The following is a 3,354-nucleotide window of genomic DNA, read 5'->3' as shown; positions in this document are numbered from 1 at the left end:
ACAGTCTTTCCCTTGGCATGCCATGTGCTTACTACACAGTCATGACATTTTCCGACAAACGACTGCGGCGTTATCTGCTCACAGCAGTACTGATCAAGCTAATGCTGCTGACAGTGCTGTGGTGGTTGTTCATCCGGGATTCGCGCGTCAGCGTCGACTCGAACACCATCAGTGACCGGCTTGGCGTACCCACCTCGACTCAATCGGCTCAAGGGGCAAGTAAGTGATATCAGAACAACTGGTGGATTTGTCACGGCTGCAGTTCGCGGCCACCGCGCTTTACCACTTTCTTTTTGTACCGCTTACCGTTGGCATGGTCTGGCTGCTGGTCATCATGGAAAGCGTCTATGTGATGACCGGGAACGTTATCTGGAAAGACATGACGCGCTTCTGGGGCAAGCTGTTCGGCATCAACTTCGCCCTGGGGGTGACGACGGGGATCACGCTGGAATTTCAGTTCGGTACCAACTGGGCGTATTACTCGCACTACGTCGGCGACATCTTCGGGGCGCCGCTGGCCATCGAGGGCCTGATGGCGTTCTTCCTCGAATCGACCATGATCGGTCTGTTCTTCTTCGGTTGGGATCGTCTGAAGAAAGAGCACCACTTGCTGGTCACCCTGCTGATGGCGATTGGTACCAACCTGTCGGCGTTGTGGATCCTGATTGCCAATGGCTGGATGCAGAATCCGGTGGGCTCGGAGTTCAGCTACATCACCATGCGCATGGAGATGGTCGATTTCTGGGCGGTGGTTTTCAATCCGGTGGCGCAGGCCAAGTTCGTGCACACCGTCTCGGCGGGTTACGTCACCGGCTCGATGTTTGTGCTGTCGATTTCGAGTTGGTACCTGCTCAAGAATCGCGATGTCGAGTTTGCCAAGCGTAGCTTCCGGGTGGCGGCAGCCTTCGGCCTGGCCTCGGTGCTGAGCGTGATCGTGCTGGGTGACGAGTCCGGCTACACGGTGGGTGAAGCCCAGCAAACCAAGATGGCCGCCATGGAAGCCATGTGGGAAACCAAGCCTGCGCCGGCGGGCCTGACCTTGCTGGCCAGCATCAACGAAGCCGAGTCCAAGAATAACTGGGAAGTCGAAGTGCCATGGCTGATGGGCCTGATCGGTACCCGCTCGGTCAGCAAGCAGATTCCAGGTATTCATGACATCAAGGAAAAAAACCGCGCGCGCATTCTGCGTGGCATCACCGCGGTCAATGCACTTGAAGCGCTGCGCGCGCATCGTGACGATCCGGCGGCTTTACGGCAGTTCGAAGCATATAAAGCCGACCTCGGTTTCGGCCTGCTGCTGAAAAAGTATGTCGAGGACGTCAACCAGGCCACGCCGGCCATTATCGACAAAGCCGTCAACGATACCGTACCGCGCGTGACCCCTATGTTCTGGGCATTTCGGATCATGGTGGCGCTTGGTTTTACCATGCTTATGCTCTTCGGCCTGGCCTTCTGGAGCACCTTGAAGTCGAGCTGCACACGATGCCGTTGGCTGTTGCGCTGGGCGCTGCTCATGCTGCCCGCGCCCTGGTTGTCCTGTGAACTGGGCTGGTTCGTCGCCGAATATGGTCGCCAGCCCTGGACGATTTACGGTGTGCTGCCGACCCACATGAGCGTCTCCACGCTCAGCATCAACAACCTGTATGGCTCGCTGGCCGGATTCGTCGTTTTCTACACCGTGTTGCTGGTGGTTGAAATGTTCCTGATGGTCAAGTTCGCCCGCCAGGGTCCTGGCAGCCTCGGTACCGGTCGTTATGCCCACGATGCCCATTTGAAGGAACTCCATCATGCTTGATTACGCCACCCTGAAAGTGATCTGGTGGGCGCTGGTTGGCGTACTGCTGATCGGCTTCGCCATTATGGACGGCCACGATATGGGCGTCGGCACGCTGCTGCCTTTTGTGGGCCGCAATGACCTGGAGCGGCGGGTGGTGATCAACACCGTGGGGCCGCATTGGGATGGCAACCAGGTCTGGTTCATCACCGCGGGCGGCGCGCTGTTCGCGGCCTGGCCGGTGGTCTATGCCACGGCATTCAGCGGCTTCTACTGGGCAATGATCCTGGTCCTCTGGGCGCTGTTCTTCCGCCCGGTGGGCTTCGACTATCGCAGCAAGATCCACAATGCCACCTGGCGCAGCACTTGGGATTGGGGGCTGTTTGTCGGTGGGGCGGTGCCTCCGCTGGTGTTCGGGATCGCGTTCGGCAACCTGCTGCAAGGCGTACCGTTCCACTTCAACAACTACCTGGTGTCGACGTATACCGGCAGTTTCTGGCAACTGCTGAACCCTTTTGCGCTGCTGACCGGCGTTGTGAGCAGTGCCATGATCACCTTGCAGGGCGGCACGTATCTGGCGCATCGCACGGAAGGGGCTATCCAGTCCAGGGCAATCAAGGGCGCGGTGGCGGCGGCGATCGTGCTGCTGTGCACATTCATCGTGGCGGGCATCTGGCTGCAATCGATCGATGGCTATCGCATTACCTCGGTCATCGATACCGCCGGACTGCCGGATATTCTCGGCAAGTCGGTGGTGCGCGAAGCCGGGGCCTGGATGGCCAACTATGGCCATTATCCTGTGCTGTGGCTGCTCCCCGCGCTGGGCTTGGCGGGGGCAGCAGGTGCCGCCATGCTGTTGATAATGCGTCATACCCTTTCGGCGTTTGTCGCCTCATCGCTCGCGGTGATCGGCGTCATCAGTACCGCCGGTGTCTCAATGTTTCCGTTCGTCATGCCATCTTCCACGGTGCCTGCCGCAAGCCTTACCGTGTGGGATAGCGTTTCCAGTCATCTGAGCCTGGCGATCATGTTCTGGGCCGTATTGATCTTCATGCCGTTGATCGTGATTTACACCTCGTGGGCCTATCGTGTCATGCGCGGCAAGGTCACCGTCGCACAGATCGAAGCCAACGAACATTCAGCCTACTAGAACCGGCAGAGGAGCAAACAACATGTGGTATTTCGCCTGGATGCTGGGAGTCGGTTTTGCATTGCTGCTGGCGATATTGAATGCGATGTGGGGCGAGAATGAAGCGGGCCGAGCCCTGAACAACAGTGACGAGGCGCAACCATGATACCGCGGCTCGCTGACGCCGAACCCGCCTCTCGAATTCATTGGCTGAGTTTGCTTGTCGCTGTCGCGATCATGTTGACCTGCACGTTCTATCCGCTCGTCATGGCCGCTCCCGATGGGGCCGTTGACCATGTTCTGGCGATGGCACTGTTCACGGCCATGAGCGCGGCCTTTGTGAGAGGCGTGGGTTTTGTGCCGCAAATGCTGGTCTGGCGTTGGCTGTTCTCGGGCTGGACCTGCTTTGTAGCGCTTGCGATCGCCGGCTGGGTAAAGTTCCTGCATTGAG

Annotated in this window: 5 protein-coding genes; all 5 read left to right on the top strand. The window is 58.6% G+C overall.

Translation table 11 applies throughout. From position 1 onward, the window contains the following. Nucleotides 1-227, top strand: a 227-nt coding sequence (gene cydP / locus M5B99_RS29375) for a cytochrome oxidase putative small subunit CydP (RefSeq protein WP_248807423.1), incomplete at its 5' end; no start/stop codon positions are given. Next, entirely contained in the window at nt 224-1,795 is a 1,572-nt protein-coding gene (locus M5B99_RS29370; protein WP_248807422.1) for a cytochrome ubiquinol oxidase subunit I, read from the top strand. The genes cydP and M5B99_RS29370, both read left to right, overlap by 4 nt. Then, nucleotides 1,788-2,924 carry a cytochrome d ubiquinol oxidase subunit II gene (gene cydB / locus M5B99_RS29365; protein WP_248807421.1) on the top strand — a complete coding sequence of 379 codons (1,137 nt, stop codon included), beginning with the start codon at nt 1,788-1,790 and terminating at the stop codon, nt 2,922-2,924. Before M5B99_RS29370 ends, cydB begins: the two co-directional genes overlap by 8 nt. A 22-nt stretch (nt 2,925-2,946) precedes the next feature. Then, nucleotides 2,947-3,069, top strand: a complete 123-nt coding sequence (cydX, locus tag M5B99_RS29360; RefSeq protein ID WP_248807420.1) for a cytochrome bd-I oxidase subunit CydX — start codon at nt 2,947-2,949, stop codon at nt 3,067-3,069. Continuing rightward, nucleotides 3,066-3,353, top strand: a complete 288-nt coding sequence (locus M5B99_RS29355) for a cyd operon YbgE family protein (protein ID WP_248807419.1) — start codon at nt 3,066-3,068, stop codon at nt 3,351-3,353. Before cydX ends, M5B99_RS29355 begins: the two co-directional genes overlap by 4 nt. The last annotated feature ends 1 nt before the right edge of the window (nt 3,354 follow it).

Source organism: Pseudomonas sp. MWU13-2100 (assembly GCF_023242365.1).
Taxonomy (GTDB): Bacteria; Pseudomonadota; Gammaproteobacteria; order Pseudomonadales; family Pseudomonadaceae; genus Aquipseudomonas.
Note: the sequence above shows the minus strand (reverse complement) of the source record. Positions and strands in the feature narration are given on the sequence as shown.

What these genes read in the sequence shown, in the direction of transcription:
- cydX (WP_248807420.1), top strand. Translation starts at nt 2,947, where the DNA reads ATGTGGTATTTCGCCTGGATGCTGGGAGTCGGTTTTGCATTGCTGCTG.
- cydB (WP_248807421.1), top strand. Translation starts at nt 1,788, where the DNA reads ATGCTTGATTACGCCACCCTGAAAGTGATCTGGTGGGCGCTGGTTGGC.
- M5B99_RS29355 (WP_248807419.1), top strand. Translation starts at nt 3,066, where the DNA reads ATGATACCGCGGCTCGCTGACGCCGAACCCGCCTCTCGAATTCATTGG.